This is a genomic window from Collinsella aerofaciens (assembly GCF_039752775.1).
Taxonomy (GTDB): Bacteria; Actinomycetota; Coriobacteriia; order Coriobacteriales; family Coriobacteriaceae; genus Collinsella; species Collinsella aerofaciens_R.
On the sequence record NZ_JBDMGT010000057.1, the window covers coordinates 3,287 to 4,083 of the forward strand.

At 46.2% G+C, this 797-nt stretch carries 2 rRNA genes (1 of these 2 cut by a window edge); both read right to left on the minus strand.

Annotation, left to right across the window (positions count from 1 at the left end):
- A 23S ribosomal RNA gene (locus ABHR63_RS09885) occupies window positions 1-159 on the minus strand (it extends 2,745 nt beyond the left edge of the window).
- A gap of 187 nt (window positions 160-346) precedes the next feature.
- Window positions 347-797, minus strand: a 16S ribosomal RNA gene (locus tag ABHR63_RS09890); the annotation flags it as partial.

Consider the following 797-nt stretch of genomic DNA (forward strand, 5'->3'; position numbering starts at 1 on the left):
GGCGTATGGATACATGAGGTTTGCTCATGTGGGTTTCCCCATTCAGAGATCTCCGGATCAATGGATATTTGCTCCTCCCCGAAGCTTATCGCAGCTTATCACGTCCTTCATCGGCTCCTGATGCCAAGGCATTCACCATGCGCCCTTTGTAGCTTGACCTATATTAGTTATAGTTCTCATTTTACAAAGAATAGAAATTGGTTTTGCCAATTTGGCTTGTTGTTTCTATAAATTAAATTATGTGCAATTTTCAAAGAACAATTTTGAGAGATAGTCTCTCAAAATTAAACAGAGATATTATCCAGAATTCATTGTAATCTTAGTTGTCCTAAGATGTATTCCTTAGAAAGGAGGTGATCCAGCCGCAGGTTCTCCTACGGCTACCTTGTTACGACTTCACCCCAATCGCTGACCCTACCTTCGGCCGCTGCCTCCTTGCGGTTAGCTCACGGACTTCGGGTATTGCCAACTCTCATGGTGTGACGGGCGGTGTGTACAAGACCCGGGAACGTATTCACCGCGACATTCTGATTCGCGATTACTAGTAACTCCAGCTTCATGTAGGCGAGTTTCAGCCTACAATCCGAACTGAGACTGGTTTTTAAGTTTGGCTCCACCTCGCGGTATTGCATCTCTCTGTACCAGCCATTGTAGCACGTGTGTAGCCCTACACATAAGGGGCATGATGATTTGACGTCATCCCCACCTTCCTCCTGGTTAACCCAGGCAGTCTCGCTAGAGTCCTCAACTTAATGGTAGTAACTAACGACAAGGGTTGCGCTCGTTGCGGGACTTAA